This window comes from Micromonospora matsumotoense (assembly GCF_050951065.1).
Classification (GTDB): Bacteria; Actinomycetota; Actinomycetes; order Mycobacteriales; family Micromonosporaceae; genus Micromonospora; species Micromonospora matsumotoensis.
On record NZ_CP192025.1, the window covers coordinates 1,019,980 to 1,039,738 of the forward strand.

Consider the following 19,759-nt stretch of genomic DNA (forward strand, 5'->3'; position numbering starts at 1 on the left):
GCGGCGAACGGTCCCGGTTAGGCTGGCGGCGCTATGGATTCCCGTACCGGTCTGCCCGTCGTCGGCATGGTGGGTGGCGGCCAACTGGCCCGGATGACCCACCAGGCCGCCATCGCCCTCGGCCAGTCACTGCGCGTGCTGGCGCTCACCCCCGACGACGGTGCCGCGCTCGTCGCCGCCGACGTGCAGTACGGCGACCACACCGACCTCGCCGCGCTGCGTACCTTCGCCAAGGGCTGTGACGTGGTCACCTTCGACCACGAGCACGTCCCGACCGAGCACATCCGGGCCCTCGCGGCCGAGGGGGTGAAGCTCTTCCCGCCCGCCGACGCGTTGCTGCACGCCCAGGACAAGCGGGTCATGCGGGAACGGCTCGGCGCGCTCGGCGCCCCCAACCCCGCGTGGCGGCCGGTGGACGCCCCGGCGGACCTGCTCGCGTTCGGCGCGGAACAGGGCTGGCCGGTGGTGCTCAAGGCGGCCCGGGGCGGCTACGACGGGCGCGGCGTGTGGCTGGTCGACGACGCCGGGCAGGCCGCCGAGCTGGCCGCCACCCTGCTCGCCGGTGGCACCTCGCTGATCGTCGAGGAGCGGGTCGCGCTGCGCCGGGAGCTGGCCGTGCAGGTGGCCCGTTCGCCGTTCGGGCAGGTCGCCGCGTACCCGGTGGTGGAGACGGTGCAGCGGGACGGGATCTGCGTCGAGGTGCTCGCCCCCGCGCCCGGTCTGCCGGAGGAGTTGGCCGTCGCCGCCCAGCAGCTCGCCATCGACCTGGCCACCGCGCTCGGCGTGGTCGGCCTGCTGGCGGTGGAGCTGTTCCAGACCGATGCCGGCCTGGTCGTCAACGAGCTGGCGATGCGTCCGCACAACTCCGGGCACTGGACCATCGAGGGGGCCCGGACCTCGCAGTTCGAGCAGCACCTGCGGGCGGTGCTCGACTACCCGATGGGGGACACCGCGCTGACCGCCCCGGTGGTGGTGATGGCGAACGTGCTCGGCGGTGAGCCGGGTGGGATCTCCCTCGACGAGCGGCTGCACCACCTCTTCGCCGCCGAACCGGGCGCCCGGGTCCACCTGTACGGCAAGCAGGTCCGACCCGGCCGCAAGATCGGGCACGTCACGGTGCTCGGGAACGACCTGGACGACGTACGGGCGCGGGCCGCGCGGGCTGCCCGTTGGCTGCGGGAGGGACACGGGTGAGCACCGTCGGGCTGATCATGGGCAGCGACTCGGACTGGCCGGTGATGAGGGCCGCCGCCGACACGCTGGACGAGTTCGAGGTGCCGTACGAGGTGGCGGTGATCTCCGCGCACCGCACCCCGGTCAAGATGATCGAGTACGGCCGGGACGCCGTCGACCGGGGACTCAAGGTGATCATCGCCGGGGCGGGGGGCGCCGCCGCGCTGCCCGGCATGGTCGCCTCGGTCACCCCGCTGCCGGTGATCGGCGTACCGGTCCCGCTGAAGCACCTGGACGGGATGGACTCGCTGCTGTCCATCGTGCAGATGCCGGCCGGGATTCCGGTGGCCACCGTGTCGATCGGCAACGCTCGCAACGCCGGCCTGCTGGCGGTCCGCATCCTCGGTGCCACCGACCCGGCGCTGCGCACCCGGATGACGGCCTTCCAGGCCGACCTGGAGGACCTGGTCGCCGAGAAGGACGCCGCCCTCCGCGCCTCCCTGGCCTGACGGACGCCCCCGCCCTACCGACCCGGGGCTGCCCTCGCCGATGTTGCCGGGCGGGCTGCCTTCGCAGTGGGGGCGATACTGCGGCATCCAGGCGTCGCCGACACCGCAACCTCGCCCCCATTGAGTCGATCATGCAGGGCACGCCACCCCGTTGACCGGACGGGCGTGGCGGGGCCGATCGCGCAGGGAGCGGGCGTGCTCAAGCGCTACCGGCGCACGCCGGGCCCACCCCTGACGCCCGCGCCCACCCGGCCCACCCCTGACCTCCGCGCCCACCGGGCCCACCCCTGACATCGCGGCCACCCGGCCCACCCCTGACATCCGCGGCCACCCGGCCCACCCTTGACGCCCGCGACCACCGGGCCCACTCAGCCCAGCCACCGTCCGACCCCGCCGTGACCCTCCGCTTCATCTCATGGCGCGCAGGGCCGTCTGCAGCCGGTCCTGGGCGCGGCGGCGACGTTCGTTGCTCGCCCCGAGCACCAGCAGCACCAGGCCGACCGGGATGAGCACCAGCCAGGGGCCGAGGCTGAACAACGCGTGTACCGCCGCGATCGCGGTCACCGCCGCGCCGACGATCACCGGGGCCTGCTGCCGGCTGGTCGAGCCGAAGACGAGCACCGCCACCGCACCGAGCAGCAGGAGCACCTGACGCAGCATGCTGGAGTCGGTGGCCAGCACGATCGCCAGCGTCGGCACGAACGCCGCGACCAGCGCCGGGCCGTACGCCACCCAGCTGGACAGGTCCGGGCGGTGGCGTAGCTCCAGCATGCCGACCAGCAGGGCGAGCGCCGCGAACGGCAGCGTGTACGCCTCGGGCAGCGCCACGTCGGCGACCCGCATCAGGATCCACCAGGCGACGATCTCGCAGGCGACCACCGCCCAGAAGAGGATCCGCCGCTCCACCGGTCGCCGCCCCGGCCGGACGGCGGCCAATCCCAGCACCGCTCCCCAGGCGGCGAGCAGGGCGGCGATGTGCCGGGGGGAGTCGAACGCCAGGGCCAGGGCGATGAGCGCGGCGGCGTACCCGCTCCACTCGACCGTGGCGGCCTCCCGTTGCGCCTCGGGTCGACGCAGCCGGGGCAGCGTCGCGGCGAAGACCTGCAACGCCGCGCCCACGGCGAGCACCCCGAACGCCGACCAGACGGCGGCCAACCCGGCCACCAGACCGGCGGTGAGCACGAAGAGCTGCGCCATCAGCGAGGCGAACAGCCAGCCGAGGATGCGGGCCCGCCCGGTGGTGCCGAAGAACGCGGCGACCGCCCCGACGCCGACCGCGCCGCCCAGGGTGAACAGGGTCAGGCCCTGATCGGCCAGGCTGCCGGCCAGCCCCGCGCCGCCGCCGGCCAGCCCGATGAGGAAGACCAGCACCCGGGCCAGTCGCAGCGACCGGGCCCGCTCGGCCAGCGGGGGCGGCGGGGTCAACGCGAGCCCCAGCATCGAGATGGTGAACACGGCGAGGGCGGCCAACGCGTTCTGCGGCCAGGCCATGCCCAGGGCGATCGGCGTGATCAGCAGCGTCACCGCCAGACCGGGCAGCACCACCGGCACCGCCCGGGACCGACGCCCACCGGACAGGCCGGTGGCGGCCAGCGCGGCGGTGCCGGTGAGCAGCAGCGCGGTGAGCACGTGTGTCGGGTCGACCAGTTCCGGCGGCGGGGTACGCAGCTGAGGCGGTGGCCCCTGCCAGATGTGGGCGAGCATCCGGTGCGGCTCGACCAGCGCCACGAAGAGCAGCGGTGCGAGGGAGATCAGGGCCAGCACGGTGGGTACGGCCGCCGCGGCCAACGCCCCGGCGGCGGGGCTGATCCGCCACCGTCGCTGTGTACCGTCGTCCGGCAGCCGGCGCAGCGCCCCGTCCAGCAGGACCGTCCAGCGGCGCGTCGGCTGGGCGGACCCGAGCGGTGGCACGGTCGCGGCCCGGACCAGTTCGGCGAGCACCCCGAGCAGCGCCGCCGCGGCGGCGAACACCCCGGACGGCAGGTCGACGAAGATGGCGGCCAGCGCGCTGATGGTCGCCCCACCGGCGATCGCCGCGCTCGCGTACGGCAGATACTGCGGGACCTGGCGACGGACGGCGGCCACGGCGGCGAGTCCGAAGCTGGACGCGGCCAACGCGGCGGTCAGCACCACCTGCGCCCCGTGGCCGAACTCGGCGGCGAGGGCGGCCACCGCACCGGGGAGCGCGAGCAGCGCGGCGGCCGTCGCCGCGCCCCCGATCTGCACCAGGTGCGGCGGCATCCCCTCGGTCTCGACGTCGTCCACCAGGGAGGGGGCGACGGACCGGGCCACCGCCGCCACGGCCAGCCCGATCAGCGCGATGCCGCCGAGGGCGAGCGCGGTGGTCCACGGGCGCACCAGTCCGGCCCCGGCGGCGTGCAGCGCGACCACCCCGGCGACGGTGGCCCGGGACAGCCCGGCGCGCGGGTCGGCGGAGGCCACCGCAGCCATCGCGAACACGGTGGCGACGGTCAGCCCCACCAGGACGGGTGACCACCAGGGCAGGTCGAAGGCGGCCGGGACGCCGACGGTGGCCAGCACCGCGCCGACGCCCGCCACGTCGTACTTCCAGGGGGTGGGGAGCAGGATCGCGGCGGCCAGCGCGAGCAGCGCCAGCGCGACCGGGGCCTGCCAGGTCTGGCCGCCGGTCGGCGCGGCCGGCCAGCCGGTGAGGTCGCCGGCCCAGATCGGGCCCGGGGTGGCCAGCACACCCACCCCGCCGCGCAGCGCCGACCAGCCGGCCAGCACCCCGATCAGGGCGGCACCGACGGCGATGCCGAGCACCGGCCCGCGACGCCACTCCTCGGGCATCGCCCGGGCGGCGACGGCGACCACCAGCACCAGCACGGCGGCGACCGCGAGCTGCCCGCCGGGAGAGATCACCGCCGTGATCCGGGCCAGGGTGGCGATCAGTGCCGCGGTGACGGCGGCGGCGGCCAGGTCGGCGCCGTCCAGCGCCAGGTCGGAACGCCGACCCGCGTCGATCCGGCCGGCGAAGAGCAGCAGCAGGGTGGCGATCAGCATCAGCCCGCCGAGCCAGGCGTCGGCGGCCGTCCGGCCCGGGGCGAAGAAGGACGCCCCGATCACCGCCAACGCGCCCAGTCCGGTGCCGACGGCGTGCGGCGGGCTCAGGTGCCGCTGCGACACCTGCATCATCGCCGCATAGCCGAGGGTGACGCAGACGGCCAGGAAGCTCGCCGCCAGGATCGGCACCGTCAACTCCCGGAGCACCGCCGGGGTGAGCACCGGCCCGGACGGCTCGGTGGCCGCGACGAACGCGGCGACCGCGCCGGGCAGCGCCAACGCCGCCCCGCCGGCTGCCCACCCGGAGAGGACGTCGGCGGCGGCCGGGGCGATCCGTACCCGGGGTGCGAGCGCCACCAGCACGCCCGCCAGCATCAGCACGGCCAGGGCGGCGGCGGTCACCGACGGCCGGCTCAGCGCGGCGCCGGCCCCGATGAAGCCGACCACGGTGGCGGTGCCGGCGTGCACCACGGCCGCCCGGGTCGTGCCGGCGGAGATCCCGGCAACGCCGATCGCGACCGCCGCCAGCACCATCGGCCAGGGCGCCGCCGCCCACCCCAGACCCAGTGAGGCGGGTACGGCCAGCGCGGTCAGCCCCGCGCCGACCACCGCGAACTCGCGGCGGATCTCCGGCGGCAGGGCCAGCACCGCCGCGACGGTGAGCAGCAGGGCGCTGGCGGCGAGCTGCCCGGCGGACGGACCGGCCGTCGCCGCCACCTCGCCAGGGAACGCGGTCAGGTCGGCCCGCCAGGCCGGCAGCGCCGCCTGGACCGGTGCCAGCCCGGCCCGCAGCGCGCCGCCGGCCACCACCAGGCCGCTGACGGTCAGCGCCGCGGCGGAGGCGAGCTGCGGCCCACGCCGGGCCGCCTCCGGTACGGCCCGCACGGCCAGCCCGGTCAGCATGATGACCACGGCTATCAACAGCAACGCCCGGTCCGGGAAGGCCACCGCGGCGATCCGCCCGAGCGCGCCGATCACGGCCAGGGTGAGGATGCCGGCCCCGACGTCCGGCAGCGGCGGGCGGCGCAGCAGCAGGGTGCCGGCCAGGGCCACCATCGCGGCCAGCAGCAGCGCCGCACCCGCCCCGGTGGCTGCCGGCACGGTCTGCACCCGCAGCAGCGCGGTGACCGCGTACGCGAGGGCGAGCGCCACCGCCACCCCGTGCAGCAGCCAGGTCAGTTCGGACAGCCCCGGCACCGGTCGGGCCGCACCGGTCGGGGTGGCCGCCGCGCCGTCGAGCACCTCGGCCGACTCCTCGGGCGCGCCCTCCGGCCGACCGTCCGGGGTGACCCGCTGCCGGGGCGGCGCGGTGGGGGTGGCGGTCGTGGGCTCCGGTCGGGCCGGTCGTTCCCGCATGATGCCGGAGCGGACCAGCCCGAGGTCGAGCACGGCCACCACGGTGAGCACCACGGCCCAGCCGGTCGGGCCGCTGATCCACCCGTAGGCGAGCAACGGCACCACGGGTTGGGCGGCCAGCACCGCCGCGAACCGGGGGGCCCGTAGGCCGGTGCCGGCGGCGTAGGCGAGGGCGACCCCGGTGGTCAGCGCGAAGATCGCACCGGAGAAGATCGCCCCGGAGGCGCCGATCCGGTCCACCGCCCACAGGGCGTACCCGGCCAGCGGCACCAGCAGCAGGCCGACCGTGGCGATCGTCTCGGCGGTGGAGGTCAGCCCCCGCTTGGCCAGCACCGGCGGGGCGAGCAGCAGCAGCACGGTGGCGACCAGCAGGATGCCGAGCCGGGCCAGGGCGTCCATCGAGCTGGTGGCGACGGCGGCGAAGACCACCGCGGCCACCGCCAGCACCAGGGCGCCCAGCCCGAGCGGGATGTTCTGCACCTCCCGGGAGGACGCCTCCGCCGGATGCTCCGGGTTGTCCGCGCCCAGCCAGGTGGCGGTCCGGTACGGCGGTGGGAGCGGCGGTTCGTCCGGGCCGGCCGGGGTGCCCTGCCGGGGCACCCGGGGCGGCGCTCCGGTGGTGGCGGTCGGCGGTCGGCGGCCCGCCTTGCGGCGCAGCACCCGACGCGGCCGGGTGGCCTGCTTGACGCGTTCCTCACCGGCGTGGGCGAGGATGTCGCGCTGGAAGAGGGCGGCCTGCATCTTGGCGGCGATCTGCCGTTGCTCCCGGGCGATCTCGGCGTCGCGTGCCTTCATCTCCGCGATGGAGCGTTCGATCTCGGCCAGGTGCTCGCGCCACTGCGGTTGCTCGGCCCCACAGTTGGGGCAGCGGGCCGCCGGCTTGATCTGCCGCCCGCACGAGGAGCACTGGAAGCTCTCCACGACATCCCTCCACCCGGCCGGCCGCACTGTGGACGCCGTCCCCACGCAGCATGCCCTGAGCGGGCGTGGATTTCGACACCTGCCGCTCCGTTAGGGGTACAAAAAACGCGCCGGTGCGGGGAGTGTCACCTCCCGCACCGGCGCGTTCCGGGCATTGTCAGGGGCGTCCCATGCCCCGGTATTCCCAGCCGGCCTGGGTCCACAGTGCCGCGTCGAGGCAGTTACGGCCGTCGACGACCTTGCGCCCGGCGGCCAGTTCGCCGAGGGCGACCGGGTCGGCGTTGCGGAAGTCGGCCCACTCGGTGAGTACGCAGACCAGGTCGGCGCCGGAGACCGCGTCGTTCATGCTGTCCTCGAAGATCAGCTCCGGGGCGATCCGGCGGGCGTTCGCGGCGCCCTGCGGGTCGTACACGTGCACGTCGGCGCCGGCCTTGGCGAGCAGTGCGGCGACCGCGAGCGCCGGGGCGTCGCGGACGTCGTCGGTGTTGGGTTTGAAGGTCGCGCCGAGCACCGCGATCCGGGTGCCGGAGAAGTCCGGGCCGGCCGGGCCGGTGCGGCGGCCGAGCAGGTCGGCGGCGAGCTGGAGGACCCGGGTCCGGCGACGCAGGTTGATCAGGTCCACCTCGTGCAGGAAGCGCAGCGCCTCGCCGGCACCCAGCTCCTGGGCGCGGGCCTGGAAGGCGCGGATGTCCTTGGGCAGGCAGGCGCCGCCGAAGCCGAGGCCGGCCTGGAGGAACCGGTTGCCGATCCGAGGGTCGTAGCCGATGGCGCGGGCGAGCTGGGTGACGTCGCCGCCGCTGGCCTCGCAGACCTCGGCCATCGCGTTGATGAAGGAGATCTTGGTGGCCAGGAAGGCGTTCGCGGCGACCTTGACCAGCTCGGCGGTGGCGAAGTCGGTGACCACCAGCGGGACCTCCCGGTCCTCGGTGGCGGCCAGGTCGAAGACGCCCTTGTGGGCGGCGTAGAGCATGGCGTTGGCCCACTCGCTCTTGACGCCGACCACGATCCGGTTGGGGCGCAGCACGTCGTCGACGGCGAAGCCCTCCTGGAGGAACTCGGGGCTCCAGGCCACCTCGACGGCCAGGTCGGTGGGGGTGTGCTTGCCGACGAGCTGCTCCACCCACTCGGCGGTGCCGACCGGCACGGTGGACTTGCCGACGATCAGCGCCTTGCGGGTGAGCTGCTGGGCCAGGGCGGTCACCGAGGCCTCGACGTACGACAGGTCGGCGCCCATGCCGTCGGCGCGCTGCGGGGTGCCGACGCAGATGAAGTGCACGTCGCCGAAGTCGGCGGTCTCGGCGATGTCGGTCGAGAACCGCAGCCGGCCGGCGGCCAGGTTACGCCGCAGCAGCTCGTCGAGGCCCGGTTCGTGGATCGGCACCTCGCCCGCGTTCAGCTTGGCGATCTTGTCGACGTCGACGTCGAAGCCGAGGACCTCGTAGCCCAACTCGGCGTAGCAGATGGCGTACGTCGCGCCGAGGTAGCCGGTGCCGAGGAAGGTCACCCGCGGACGCGGCGCACCCGAGGGGGGCGTCACCGGGGAGATGGTCGGCGCCGGCTGGATGTTCGGGTACGGGATCGTCACGCCTGTCTTCTCCGCTCGCGCTGGCGGCGCTTCACTGCGTCGCAATCGGCTGCGGCGCCTGGCCGGGCACCGATGGAAAACCTGTCGTCATGTCAGCGTAGTTGTGCGCTCTCGGGGGCCGCGCGGCGTGATCCTACCTGTCGGTAACATGACGGGGGTCGCGATGGCTATTCTTCAACTGCAGCAGTCGGCGGCCTGAGGGACGTCACAGACTGCGCATGATAGCCGTGAAATGGGAGGGTCGACATGGCCGCAGAGCAGACGTTCGACGTCTACCGGTTGCCCGAGGAGCACGACGCGGTCCGCGAGGCGGTCCGCGATGTCTGTGCCGCCAAGGTGGCCCCGCACGCGGCCGAGGCCGACGAGACCGGCGAGTTCCCCCAGACGTCGTACGAGGCGTTGCGGGCCGCCGACTTCCACGCCCCGCACATCCCCGTCGAGTACGGCGGTGCGGGGGCGGACGCCCTGGCCACCGCGATCGTGATCGAGGAGGTGGCCCGCGCCTGCGCCTCGTCGTCGCTGATCCCGGCGGTGAACAAGCTCGGCACGATGCCGCTGATCCTGGCCGGCTCCGAGGAGTTGAAGCAGTGCTACCTGACCCGGGTCGCCGCGGGTGAGGGGATGTTCTCGTACTGTCTGTCGGAGCCGGAGGCGGGTAGTGATGCGGCGTCGATGAGTACCCGGGCGGTGCGTGACGGTGATCACTGGGTGCTCAACGGGGTGAAGCGGTGGATCACGAACGCGGGGGTGTCGGAGTTCTACACGGTGTTCGCGGTGACCGACCCATCCGCCCGGTCGCGGGGGATCTCGGCGTTCGTGGTGGAGAAGTCCGATCCGGGGGTCAGCTTCGGCGCGCCGGAGAAGAAGCTCGGGATCAAGGGTTCCCCGACGCGGGAGGTCTATCTCGACAACGTGCGGATCCCGGCGGACCGGATGATCGGCGCGGAGGGCACCGGTTTCGGCACCGCGATGCGGACCCTGGACCACACCCGGGTCACCATCGCCGCGCAGGCCGTCGGGATCGCCCAGGGGGCCCTGGACTACGCCAAGGGGTACGTGCGGGAGCGTAAGCAGTTCGGCAAGGCGGTCGCCGAGTTCCAGGGTGTGCAGTTCATGCTCGCCGACATGGGCATGAAACTGGAAGCCGCCCGGCAGTTGACGTATGCGGCGGCCGGGAAGTCGGAGCGGGGTGACGCGGACCTGACGTACTTCGGTGCGGCGGCGAAGTGCTTCGCCTCGGATGCGGCGATGGAGATCACCACCGACGCGGTGCAGTTGCTCGGCGGGTACGGCTACACCCGCGACTACCCGGTCGAGCGGATGATGCGCGACGCCAAGATCACCCAGATCTACGAAGGCACCAACCAGGTCCAACGCATCGTCATGGCCCGCCAACTCCTCAAGGACTGACCGCCTGTCTCGTAGCTCTTCCGTCCCGGACGCCTGCTTCGCACCTGACAGTCTGTGTCAGTCGTCCACCTCGGCGGCAGGAGGGTGCTGGCGGGTCAGCGGGTGAGGCCGACGAGGGTGGCGAGGCGGGCCACGCCGGCGGCCGGCGGGCCGTTGCGGGCGATCTCGGCGACGAGGGTACGCGCGGCAGGGCGGTAGCGGACCTCGGCGGGCGCGATGGTGTCGGCCTCGACCAGCGTGAGCCCGGCGGCGGTGAGGTCGCCGGCGTCGAGGTAGGCGCGGGCCGCGTCGACGAGGTGCGCGGCCCGATGCTCGACGGGGAGCCGACGCCAGTCGTCCCGGCGGACGGCCTTTTCGTGGCGGTAGACGGCCTGGGCGGTGTCGCCGAGGCGCAGGGCGGCGAGAAAGCGGGCCAGCAGCACGGCGGTGGGGCCGAACGCGGTGTGCTGAGGGTCGTCGTCGCCGGGAAAGCGATCGGCCAGGGCGGCGGCATGATCGATCAGGTGGTCGGCGCGGCGGCCGTCACCGCAGCCGGCCGCGGCCAGCGCGGCCTGGAGGAACAGCGTTCCCCGTACCGCATCGTCGGCGGCGGTGCCGATGGCGGCGACGGCGGCCGTCAGGGCGAGCCGGTCTCGGCCGAGCGCGCGCAGCGCCTGGGCGACCGCGATGGTGGCGGTGCCGGTGCGGACGGGGTCGCCCACGGCGGCGGTGACGGCCCGATCGGCAGCGAGCCAGCCGAGGTCGGCCTCGCCGAGCTTGACCAGCACCGAGGCGGTGATCCGGTACGCGGACACCAGCGGCCCCGGCGTGGCGTGGGCGGCGTCGAGCAGGGTGGGCAGGGCCCGGAGAAGTTGCGTGTAGTGGGCGTGCTGGTAGCTGAGCCAGGCGTGCGCGACGTGCCGACCCACCTCGTCGGGCGACACCGTCCGGGCGGGCCGCTGGTGGTAGCGGGCCAGGGCGGCACGGACCGCGTCGACCCCGTCGAGGCCGGCGGTCGCCGTCGGTAGCGGTCTGCGGGGGTCGAGCAGGACGGCCGGGTCGAGGCGCAGCACCTCGGCGATCTCCTGGACGGTCGAGTAGCGGTCCAGGCTGCGTACGCCGCGTTCGACCTTGTCCACCCAGCTCTTCGACTTGCCGAGCCGGTCGGCGAGCATCTGCTGGGTCATCCGGCGGCGTACCCGCCAACGGGCCACCCGCCGGCCGATCGGCAACTCGTCGGCGTCGGACAGGACCGGGCGGGTCACCGGTCCCGCCCTGTCGGCGGGTGGACGGCGGTGGTGGACTCCCCGCAGCGCGGACACCACCTCGACTTGACCCGGAACGCGAGCAGCCCGACCAGAAAGCCCGGCACCAGGCCACCGAACACCATCACCACGACTCCCGAAACCACAGACGTCCTCACTTTCTGGCCTGCCCAGGGCGGTACGTTGCCGCACTTCCGTCACGCAAGTGGCAAAGGGCGTTGCGGAACGTGTCCGACATGTAGCTAGAGTTCCGCATCAAGTGATGCAGCGCAAGGCTGCTCGCGCATCCGTATTGATTGGCCTCAGGTTCGGCGTGACAACGTGATGATGGGGGTGCACGATGTGTGCATGCCTCGATTCACTCCGGCAACACCACGGTCCCGCAGACTCGGCCGGGAGCTTCGTAAGCTCCGCGAGGCGAAGGGGCTGACCGGTGATCGCGCGGCGGAGATCGTCTGCTGCTCGTCGTCCCGGATCAGCCGGATCGAGTCCGGCGAGATCAAGCTCCGTGCCGGCGACGTCATGGAGCTACTGGTCGCGTATGGCGTCAAGATTGACGGTGAAGCCGGCACCTCCCTGTTGGAGCAGGCCCGTGGCCTGCGTGAGGAGGGCTGGTGGCAGCGTCTCGGCGGCAAGTACGCCACCTACATCGCGTACGAGACCGAGGCCATCGAACTCAAGAACTTCGAGCCGATGCTGGTGCCCGGTCTCCTACAGACCGAGGCGTACGCCCGCGAGGTCAGCGTCATCGGCCGGGAGACCGATCCGGAGGGGATCAAACAGCGGGTCGCCGCCCGGATGACCCGGCAAGAGGTTCTGCATCGCAAGCCGACGCCGCTGCGGATGCACGCGATCCTCTCCGAGGCTTCGGTGCGGACCGAGGTCGGCGGCCCGGACGTGCTCCGCGAGCAACTCCACCACCTGGTCACGTTGAGTCGACTGCCGAACGTCACGATCCAGGTGTTGCGCTTCGAGGCCGGCGCTCATCTGGCGGACGGTAGTGGTTTCGTCCTGCTCGCCTTCGAACCGGACGACCCACCGTTGGGCTACATCGAAACCCTTGCCGGCGAACTGTTCCTGGAGTCGAGCCGCGACCTGGCGCGACTGTCGGCGGCGTACGACAATCTGAAGACGCTGGCGATGTCGCCCGCCGAGTCGATCAAGTTCATCAGGGAGTTGAGCGAGCATGGAGCGTAACGCCTGGCGCACGTCGAGCCGGTCCGGCAGCAACGGCCAGTGCGTCGAGGTGCGGGACCGGGGCGCGCAGGTCGACGTCCGCGACTCCAAGGCCCCCGACGCCGGCACGCTGAGCTTCGAGCCTGCCGTCTGGGATGCGTTCATCAGCGGCTTCAAGGCGTCGCACTGACTGCTCTGGCCTGCCATCCGGCGACGGCAGGACGGCGGTTGACCTGCCGCCCGTCGCTGCACCTCGTTGCAGTGGCCGCCCTCAACCTTGGCGAGTAGATGGGTCGGCTCGGGTGGGCCGGTCCTGCCGGCCCACCCGACGCGGTCAACGGTTGTCGGGGCTGTTCTCCGGCTTCGCGCCGTAGCGCGGCGGCGCGGACCACGGCGACTCGGTCCCGGTCCGTCGGGGCAGCGGCTCGGTGGGGGTGTCCAGGTCGGGATAGCCGAGGGTGAGTGGGACGGTGTCCGGCTCGCTGCGGGCGGGCGGACCGGCCGGCGGCCAGTCGCTCGTGGCATAGCTGGGCGGCGGCGGGTTGTCGTAGTCGGCCGGGGCCGATTCCGTCCCCATCACCGGTTGCGGCCAGCGCCGCCACCGCTGGGCGCTGAACACGGCCACCAGCAGCAGCAGGCCGATCAGGAACAGGGTGCCGTTCTGCACCGGCTGGCGCAGCGGCAGCGGGTCGCCGAGCACCTTCCAGCCGCTCGGAATCCAGTCGAGCACGGTGAACGGGGCGATGAACATCCCGACGTACGGGGTGATCAGCAGCAGCCCGGCGACGAGCGGCCCGACCGGTGAGGTGCGCAGCGTGCCGACCAGGCCGAGCAGAATGCCGGCGATGCCGAGGTAGACGGCCGGCTCGATCAGGTTGGCCGTGCTGTACGTGCCGATCTCCACCCAGCGGTCCACGGTCCGGCCCGACCCGTCCTGCCCGAGGGTGATCAGCACCCACGTGACGGGTGCCACCACCAACCCGGCGAGGAAGCTCCAGAGATGTCGCATTGGCGCACCGTACCGTTTCTGCCATGACCGAGCACCCCACCACCCCTCCCGGCAAGCCGACGTCGTACTCCCGGGTCACGCTGAGTCGCATCATGACCGCTGTCGATGTCAATCTGTACGGAACCGTGCACGGTGGGGTGTTGATGAAGTTCGTCGACGACGTGGCCGGTGCGGCGGCGGCCCGGCACAGCGGCGGCACGGCGGTGACCGCCTCGATCGACGAGATCGTCTTCTCCGAACCCGTCCGGGTGGGTGACCTGGTGCACGCCCACGCCCAGGTCAACTGGACGGGCAACACCTCGATGGAGGTGGGGGTGAAGGTGGTCGCCGAGCGCTGGGACTCGGCCGAGGACGAGCCGGTCCGGGTGGCCACCGCGTACCTCGTCTTCGTCGGCGTGGACGTGGCCGGCGCCCCCCGCCCGGTCCGCCCCGTCCTCCCGGAAACCCCCGACGACCACCGTCGCTACAAGGAGGCGGAAATCCGCCGCGCCCACCGCCTCGCCAAACGCCGCGCCATCCAAGCCCACCGCGCCTCCTGACCCCCACCTCCCCAGCTCGCCCCGGTGATCAAGAGGTTTACGTCAATCCCGCGCTGAAAACTGACCCAATCCTCTTGATCACCGGGGCGGGGCGGGGCGGGAAGGTGGGGGGAGACGGATTGTGTGCGCGGGGCACGTTTCCGTGGTGGGCCCCGGTGTGGATGATGACGCTGCCAGGTAGGCAAGATGGCGGTATGGCCGGGCACAGTGCCGTGTGGGCCTCAGGGAGGGTGGAGCGGTGGGTGACGTGCTGTGGACGCCGCCGGCGGACGTACGCGAGCGGTCCCGGATCGGGGGCTACCTGCGGTGGCTGCGGAAGCACCGGGGGCTGGACTTCGCCGACTACGACGCGCTGTGGCAGTGGTCGGTCACCGACCTGGACGCCTTCTGGCGCTCGATCTGGGACCACTTCGAGGTGGTGGCGCACACCCCGCCGACGGCGACCCTGGGTGATGCGGCGATGCCCGGCGCCCGGTGGTTCCCCGGCGCGACGCTCAACTACGCCGAGAACGTGCTGCGGATGCCCGGCCGCGCCGATGACGACCCGGTGGTGGTCGCGCACTCCCAGACCCGCCCGCCGGTCACCCTGACCGCAGCCGAGCTGCGCGAGCAGGTCCGTCGGGTGGCGGCCGGGCTGCGCCGGCTCGGCGTCGTCGCCGGGGACCGGGTGGCCGCGTACGCGCCGAACATCCCCGAGACGTACGTGCTGCTGTTGGCGACCAGCAGTCTCGGGGCGATCTTCTCGTCCTGTGCCCCGGAGTTCGGCACCCGCAGTGTCGTCGACCGCTGGCAGCAGATCGCGCCGAAGGTCCTGGTGGCCGTGGACGGCTACCGGTACGGCGACAAGCCGGTGGACCGGCGGCCGGAGGTGGCCGCCATCCGGGCCGCCCTGCCGTCGCTGGCGTACACCGTCGACATCCCCTACCTGCACCCGGCCGGCCCCGACGGCTCTGCCCCGACCGGCCCCGGCGGCTCCGACGGCTCTGCCCCGGCCTCCGCGCTGCCCGGCGGCCCCGCCGACCGCGCGGAGGCCGCGTCGGACGGCGTACCGCAGGGCGTCCTGAGCTGGGCCGAGCTGGCGGCGGAGACCGACGAGCCGCTGACCTTCACCCCGGTCCCGTTCGACCATCCGCTCTATGTGCTCTATTCCTCCGGCACCACCGGCCTGCCCAAGCCGATCGTGCACGGGCACGGCGGCATCCTGCTGGAACACCTCAAGATGCTGGCCCTGCACCACGATCTCGGCCCGGCCGACCGGTTCTTCTGGTTCACCACCACCGGCTGGATGATGTGGAACTTCCTGGTCTCCGGGCCGGCCGTCGGGGCGACGATCGTGCTGTTCGACGGCAACCCCGGCCACCCGGACCTGGGCGCGCTGTGGCGGTTGGCCGAGGAGACCGGTGCCACGTACTTCGGCACGTCCGCGCCGTTCCTGCTGGCCTGCCGCAAGGCCGGCCTGGTGCCCAAGGACGTCGCCGACCTGTCCGCGCTGCGCGGGGTCGGCTCCACCGGCGCGCCGCTGCCCGCCGAGGGCTTCACCTGGGTGTACGAGACGGTCGGCACCGACCTTCAGCTCCAGTCGCTGTCCGGCGGGACGGACGTCTGCACCGGCTTCGTCGGTGGGGTGCCGCTGCTACCGGTGTACGCCGGGGAGATCACCTGCCGGGCGCTCGGCGCGAGGGTGGAGGCCCGCTCGGCCGACGGCACCCCGGTGCTGGGGGAGTTGGGCGAGCTGGTGATCACCGCACCGATGCCGAGCATGCCGGTGGGGTTCTGGAACGACCCGGACGGTCGCCGCTACGCGGAGGCGTACTTCGACGTCTATCCCGGGGTGTGGCGGCACGGCGACTGGATCACGATCAACGAGCGGGGTGGCTGTGTGATCACCGGCCGCTCCGACGCCACCCTCAACCGGGGCGGCGTACGGCTCGGCACGGCCGAGTTCTACTCGGTGGTGGAGAGCCTCGACGAGGTGGTCGACTCGGTGGTGGTGCACCTGGAGGACGACGAGGGCGGCGCGGGGGAACTGCTGCTGTTCGTGGTGCTCGCCGAGGGTCTGGAACTCGACGACGCGCTGCGCCGCAAGATCGCCCGCGAGCTGCGTACCGCGCTGTCGCCCCGGCACATCCCCGACGAGATCCACCAGGTCAGGGCGGTCCCGCGCACCCTGTCGTCCAAGAAGCTGGAGGTCCCGGTCAAGAAGATCCTCACCGGCACCCCGGTCGACTCGGCCGCCGCCAAGGGTGCCCTGGCCAACCCCGAGTCCCTGACCGCCTTCGCCGCTTTCGCCCAAACCCGCCCCACCCCGTAACCCACCCCACCCTGCCCCGCTTGCCCCCCTTGCCCCGCCCTGTCCCCACCCGCCCTGCCCCGCTCCGCCCGGCCCCGGTGATCAAGAGCTTTACGTCATCCAAGTCCCCATTACTGCCCCAAACCTCTTGATCACCGAACGCCGTCGCGCCGGGGGCGGGTGATCAAGAGGTATGCGTCATCTGTTGGCCGGATGTTGACGTAAACCTCTTGATCACCGGGGCTGGACGGGCGGGGCTGGGCGGAGTGGAGCTGGGCGGGGCCGGGCGGAGCGGGGCTGGGAGGGGAGGGGCGGGGTCAGGGGAGGGTGTGGGTGGTGCGTTCGGTGGTGGTGCGGGCGGGGAAGCGGGACCGGTCGGCGTTGCCGGTCAGCACGATCGTCGCCTGGCGGACCAGAGGGGCGAGCAGCCAGTCGCGCGGGTCGGGGTGGGTCGCCGCGTCGATGAGCAGGCGGTCGCCGGGGGAGATGCCGAGGGCCGTCGCGCGGGCGTCCGCCTCGGCCAGCAGGGCCGCGTCGGTGGGGCCACCCTGGGCGGACGGGGTGAAGTGGTCACCCTGGGTGCGTACCTCGACGACATAGTCGACGAACCCGGCGGGCACCTCGCGCAGCGGGGCGGCGAACGGGGCGAGCGCCAGCGCGTACCGGTCGCCGGCCGGCCAGGCGTCCACCTCGGTCACCCGGTCGGCGGCGGCGAAGAGCACGTCCACGTCACCCGGTTCGTCCCGCACCGTCAACCCGGCCGACCAGCAGCCGAGCAGCACCGCAGCGGTCTGCCAGTGCGGCGGCAGCAGCACCCCGGCCGGGTCGCCGGGGCTCAGGCCCAACTCGTCGACGAGCAGGTTGGCGGTCTTGGCCACCCAGTTCGCCAGGGTCGCGCCGGAGAGTTCGGTGCGTTCGCCGGTGGCGTCGTCATACCAGGTCAGCAGGGGGCGGGCGGGCTCGGCCGCGATCGCGGCGGCGAATACCCGGGCAATGTTGTCGGCCATCGGCGCGAACGATACGCCCCTGCCGTCCGTATTCGATGACGATGACAAGTCGGCGTACGGTCGGGTCGGAGTCAGCGTCCGTACCGGGCTCCGGCGTAGGCTTGCCCGGAGTGTTGTTTCCCACAGGCCCGCCAGTGCAAGGAGTCGCCCCGTGACCGCCGGTCGCCCGCCCCGCGTGCTCATCGACGCCACGAGTGTCCCCGCCGACCGTGGCGGCGTCGGTAGATACGTCGATGGCCTGCTCGGAGCCCTCGGCACAGTCTGCGGGGAGACGGTCGACCTGGTCGTGGTGAGCCTGCGCACCGATCTGGAGCGCTACGCCCGGAAGCTGCCCGGGGCCGAGGTGATCCCCGCTCCGGCCGCCGTCGCCCACCGCCCGGCCCGGCTCGCCTGGGAGCAGACCGGCCTGCCGCTGCTCGCCCAGCAGGTCGGTGCCGAGGTGTTGCACTCGCCGTTCTACACCTGCCCGCTGCGGGCCGGCTGCCCGGTCACGGTGACCGTGCACGACGCGACGTTCTTCACCGAGCCGGAGCACTACGACAAGTCCCGGCGGACGTTCTTCCGCAGCGCGATCAAGACGTCGCTGCGCCGGGCCAGCCGGGTGATCGTGCCCAGCAAGGCCACCCGCGACGAGTTGATCCGGCTGCTCGACGCCGACCCGACCCGCATCGACGTGGCCTACCACGGGGTCGACCAGGACGCCTTCCACGCCCCGGGCGAGGAGGAGAAGGCCCGGGTACGGGCCCGGCTCGGGCTCGGCGGCAGCAGCTACATCGCCTTCCTCGGGGCCAAGGAGCCGCGCAAGAACGTACCCAATCTGATCCGGGGCTGGGCGCGGGCGGTGGGCGACCGGGAGAACCCGCCGGCCCTGGTGGTCGCCGGTGGTCAGGGGCACGACGACGACATCGACCGCGCGGTGGCCGAGGTTCCCTCGCACCTGCGGTTGCTGCGTCCCGGCTACCTGCGTTACGCCGACCTGCCCGGCTTCCTCGGCGGCGCGCTGGTCGCCGCCTATCCGTCGTACGGCGAGGGGTTCGGCCTGCCGATCCTGGAGGCGATGGCCTGCGCCGCCCCGGTGCTCACCACGCCCCGGCTCTCGCTGCCCGAGGTGGGCGGTGACGCGGTCGCCTACACCAGTGAGGACCCGGACCAGATCGCCACCGACCTGGCTGCCCTGCTCGACGACGAGCAGCGGCGGTTGTCGCTGGCCAAGGCGGGTTTCGACCGGGCCAAGGAGTTCACCTGGGCGTCCAGCGCCGAGGTGCACATCGCCGCGTGGAGCCGGGCGCGTTCCTGAGTGGTCGCTGGCCGTACGGCCGACCCGGCATCCGACCTGTGGCGGTTCGGGCATGATGTGCTGATGCTCTACGCCGTCATCCCGGCGGGTGGCAGCGGCACGAGGTTGTGGCCGCTGTCCCGCGCGGGGCACCCCAAGTTCCTCCATCCGCTCACCGGCACCGACGCGTCGCTGCTCCAGGCGACCGTGGGCCGGCTCGCGCCGTTGACCACACCGGAGCGCATCCTGGTGGTCACCGGGGCCGCCCACGCGGCGGCGGTGGCCCGGCAACTGGGCGGGGTGCCGGAGGAGAACATCCTGGTCGAGCCCTCGCCCCGGGACTCCTGCGCGGCGATCGCGTTGGCGGCGGCGGTGATCGCCCGGCGCGACGAGGCGGCGGTGATGGGCTCCTTCGCCGCCGACCACCTGATCCGCGACCCCGCCACCTGGGTGGAGACGGTCCGGGCGGCGATCGGTGGTGCCGAGCAGGGGCTGCTGATGACGGTGGGGATCACCCCGACCCGGGCCGAGACCGGCTACGGCTACCTGGAGACCGGCGACCCGACCGGCGACGGCCCACTGCGTCCGGTGACCGAGTTCAAGGAGAAGCCGGCCGCGCCGGTCGCCGAGGCGTACCTGCGTTCGGGGCGGCACCTCTGGAACGCCAGCATGTTCGTCTGGCGGGTGGACGTCTTCCTCGCCGAGTTGGCCCGTCAGCAGCCGACCCTGCACGCCGGGGTGATCTCGATCGCGGCGGCCTGGGGCACCCCCGAGCAGGACGAGGTCCTCGGCGCGGTCTGGCCGACGCTGCCGAAGATCTCCGTCGACTACGCGGTGATGGAGGGCGCGGCCACCGCCGGCCGGGTCGCCACCGTGCCGGGCGACTTCGGCTGGAACGACGTGGGCGACTTCCACACCCTCGGTGAGGTGTTGCCCGCCGACCCGGCCGGCAACGTGGTGCTGGGCACCGACGCCAAGCCGGGGGTCCTGCTGCACGACGCCCACAACCTGGTGGTGGTGCCGCAGTCGGGTCGGCTGGTGGCCGCCCTCGGGGTCCGTGACCTGATCGTGGTGGACACCCCCGACGCGGTGCTGGTCTGCCCGCGCGACCGGGCCCAGGACGTCAAGGCGCTGGTCGACGAGCTGAAGGCCCGGGGCGAGGACGGACTGGTCTGACCGCCGGGCGGCGTGACCCGCCCGGTGGCGTGGCGCTCCCACCGCCGGGCGGGCGTGGGTCGGC

At 73.2% G+C, this 19,759-nt stretch carries 15 protein-coding genes; 9 read left to right on the plus strand and 6 right to left on the minus strand.

What is annotated here, in order from left to right:
- The first annotated feature begins 33 nt into the window (after positions 1–33).
- Both ACQP1S_RS04880 and purE read left to right on the plus strand, forming a co-directional pair.
- Positions 34–1,194, plus strand: a complete 1,161-nt coding sequence (locus ACQP1S_RS04880; RefSeq protein ID WP_432903440.1) for a 5-(carboxyamino)imidazole ribonucleotide synthase — start codon at positions 34–36, stop codon at positions 1,192–1,194.
- A complete protein-coding gene (gene purE / locus ACQP1S_RS04885; RefSeq protein WP_363672025.1) occupies positions 1,191–1,682 on the plus strand; it encodes a 5-(carboxyamino)imidazole ribonucleotide mutase in 492 nt (163 codons plus the stop codon). The genes ACQP1S_RS04880 and purE overlap by 4 nt, the downstream gene beginning before the upstream one ends.
- A gap of 408 nt (positions 1,683–2,090) precedes the next feature.
- Here purE and ACQP1S_RS04890 read toward each other — a convergent pair whose 3' ends face one another.
- Positions 2,091–6,983 carry an SCO7613 C-terminal domain-containing membrane protein gene (locus ACQP1S_RS04890; RefSeq protein WP_432903443.1) on the minus strand — a complete coding sequence of 1,631 codons (4,893 nt, stop codon included), beginning with the start codon at positions 6,981–6,983 and terminating at the stop codon, positions 2,091–2,093.
- A 157-nt stretch (positions 6,984–7,140) separates the two neighbouring features.
- Positions 7,141–8,568: a UDP-glucose dehydrogenase family protein gene (locus tag ACQP1S_RS04895; RefSeq protein ID WP_091248292.1), complete on the minus strand. Its 1,428-nt coding sequence runs from the start codon at positions 8,566–8,568 to the stop codon at positions 7,141–7,143.
- 246 nt (positions 8,569–8,814) lie between these two features.
- Between ACQP1S_RS04895 and ACQP1S_RS04900 the strand changes: the two genes are divergently transcribed.
- Positions 8,815–9,978 carry an acyl-CoA dehydrogenase family protein gene (locus ACQP1S_RS04900; protein ID WP_432903447.1) on the plus strand — a complete coding sequence of 388 codons (1,164 nt, stop codon included), beginning with the start codon at positions 8,815–8,817 and terminating at the stop codon, positions 9,976–9,978.
- Positions 9,979–10,073: 95 nt separating this feature from the next.
- Here the strand turns inward: ACQP1S_RS04900 and ACQP1S_RS04905 are convergent, their stop codons facing one another.
- Both ACQP1S_RS04905 and ACQP1S_RS04910 read right to left on the minus strand, forming a co-directional pair.
- Positions 10,074–11,222, minus strand: a complete 1,149-nt coding sequence (locus ACQP1S_RS04905; protein ID WP_432903450.1) for a helix-turn-helix domain-containing protein — start codon at positions 11,220–11,222, stop codon at positions 10,074–10,076.
- On the minus strand, positions 11,219–11,368 hold the full coding sequence (locus tag ACQP1S_RS04910; RefSeq protein ID WP_432903453.1) for a hypothetical protein: 150 nt from the start codon (positions 11,366–11,368) through the stop codon (positions 11,219–11,221). The genes ACQP1S_RS04905 and ACQP1S_RS04910 overlap by 4 nt, the downstream gene beginning before the upstream one ends.
- 202 nt (positions 11,369–11,570) lie before the next feature.
- On the opposite strand from ACQP1S_RS04910, the gene ACQP1S_RS04915 reads away from it, so the two are divergent.
- The gene (locus ACQP1S_RS04915) at positions 11,571–12,419 is read left to right on the plus strand and encodes a DUF5753 domain-containing protein (RefSeq protein WP_432903455.1); all 849 of its coding nucleotides are present in this window, start codon (positions 11,571–11,573) and stop codon (positions 12,417–12,419) included.
- Positions 12,409–12,588, plus strand: coding sequence for a DUF397 domain-containing protein (locus tag ACQP1S_RS04920; protein ID WP_432903457.1), 180 nt, complete (start codon positions 12,409–12,411; stop codon positions 12,586–12,588). The genes ACQP1S_RS04915 and ACQP1S_RS04920 overlap by 11 nt, the downstream gene beginning before the upstream one ends.
- 144 nt (positions 12,589–12,732) lie before the next feature.
- On the opposite strand, the gene ACQP1S_RS04925 is transcribed toward ACQP1S_RS04920, so the two are convergent.
- Entirely contained in the window at positions 12,733–13,407 is a 675-nt protein-coding gene (locus ACQP1S_RS04925) for a hypothetical protein (RefSeq protein ID WP_432903460.1), read from the minus strand.
- 23 nt (positions 13,408–13,430) lie between these two features.
- On the opposite strand from ACQP1S_RS04925, the gene ACQP1S_RS04930 reads away from it, so the two are divergent.
- Both ACQP1S_RS04930 and ACQP1S_RS04935 read left to right on the plus strand, forming a co-directional pair.
- Positions 13,431–13,946, plus strand: coding sequence for an acyl-CoA thioesterase (locus tag ACQP1S_RS04930; RefSeq protein ID WP_091248315.1), 516 nt, complete (start codon positions 13,431–13,433; stop codon positions 13,944–13,946).
- Between the two features lie 238 nt (positions 13,947–14,184).
- Complete coding sequence (locus ACQP1S_RS04935) at positions 14,185–16,257, plus strand: acetoacetate--CoA ligase (protein ID WP_432903463.1); 2,073 nt, start codon at positions 14,185–14,187, stop codon at positions 16,255–16,257.
- Positions 16,258–16,553: 296 nt separating this feature from the next.
- On the opposite strand, the gene ACQP1S_RS04940 is transcribed toward ACQP1S_RS04935, so the two are convergent.
- On the minus strand, positions 16,554–17,243 hold the full coding sequence (locus ACQP1S_RS04940) for a TIGR03089 family protein (RefSeq protein ID WP_432903466.1): 690 nt from the start codon (positions 17,241–17,243) through the stop codon (positions 16,554–16,556).
- A 151-nt stretch (positions 17,244–17,394) separates the two neighbouring features.
- Between ACQP1S_RS04940 and ACQP1S_RS04945 the strand changes: the two genes are divergently transcribed.
- Both ACQP1S_RS04945 and ACQP1S_RS04950 read left to right on the plus strand, forming a co-directional pair.
- On the plus strand, positions 17,395–18,540 hold the full coding sequence (locus ACQP1S_RS04945; protein WP_091248325.1) for a glycosyltransferase family 4 protein: 1,146 nt from the start codon (positions 17,395–17,397) through the stop codon (positions 18,538–18,540).
- A 63-nt stretch (positions 18,541–18,603) separates the two neighbouring features.
- The gene (locus ACQP1S_RS04950) at positions 18,604–19,695 is read left to right on the plus strand and encodes a mannose-1-phosphate guanylyltransferase (RefSeq protein ID WP_432903469.1); all 1,092 of its coding nucleotides are present in this window, start codon (positions 18,604–18,606) and stop codon (positions 19,693–19,695) included.
- Positions 19,696–19,759 lie beyond the last annotated feature (64 nt).

Bases quoted from the DNA above. Each gene is read 5' to 3' on its own strand.
- ACQP1S_RS04920 (WP_432903457.1), top strand. From the start codon at position 12,409: ATGGAGCGTAACGCCTGGCGCACGTCGAGCCGGTCCGGCAGCAACGGC.
- ACQP1S_RS04940 (WP_432903466.1), bottom strand. From the start codon at position 17,243: ATGGCCGACAACATTGCCCGGGTATTCGCCGCCGCGATCGCGGCCGAG.
- ACQP1S_RS04880 (WP_432903440.1), top strand. From the start codon at position 34: ATGGATTCCCGTACCGGTCTGCCCGTCGTCGGCATGGTGGGTGGCGGC.
- ACQP1S_RS04900 (WP_432903447.1), top strand. From the start codon at position 8,815: ATGGCCGCAGAGCAGACGTTCGACGTCTACCGGTTGCCCGAGGAGCAC.
- ACQP1S_RS04925 (WP_432903460.1), bottom strand. From the start codon at position 13,407: ATGCGACATCTCTGGAGCTTCCTCGCCGGGTTGGTGGTGGCACCCGTC.
- ACQP1S_RS04915 (WP_432903455.1), top strand. From the start codon at position 11,571: ATGCCTCGATTCACTCCGGCAACACCACGGTCCCGCAGACTCGGCCGG.
- ACQP1S_RS04950 (WP_432903469.1), top strand. From the start codon at position 18,604: ATGCTCTACGCCGTCATCCCGGCGGGTGGCAGCGGCACGAGGTTGTGG.
- ACQP1S_RS04930 (WP_091248315.1), top strand. From the start codon at position 13,431: ATGACCGAGCACCCCACCACCCCTCCCGGCAAGCCGACGTCGTACTCC.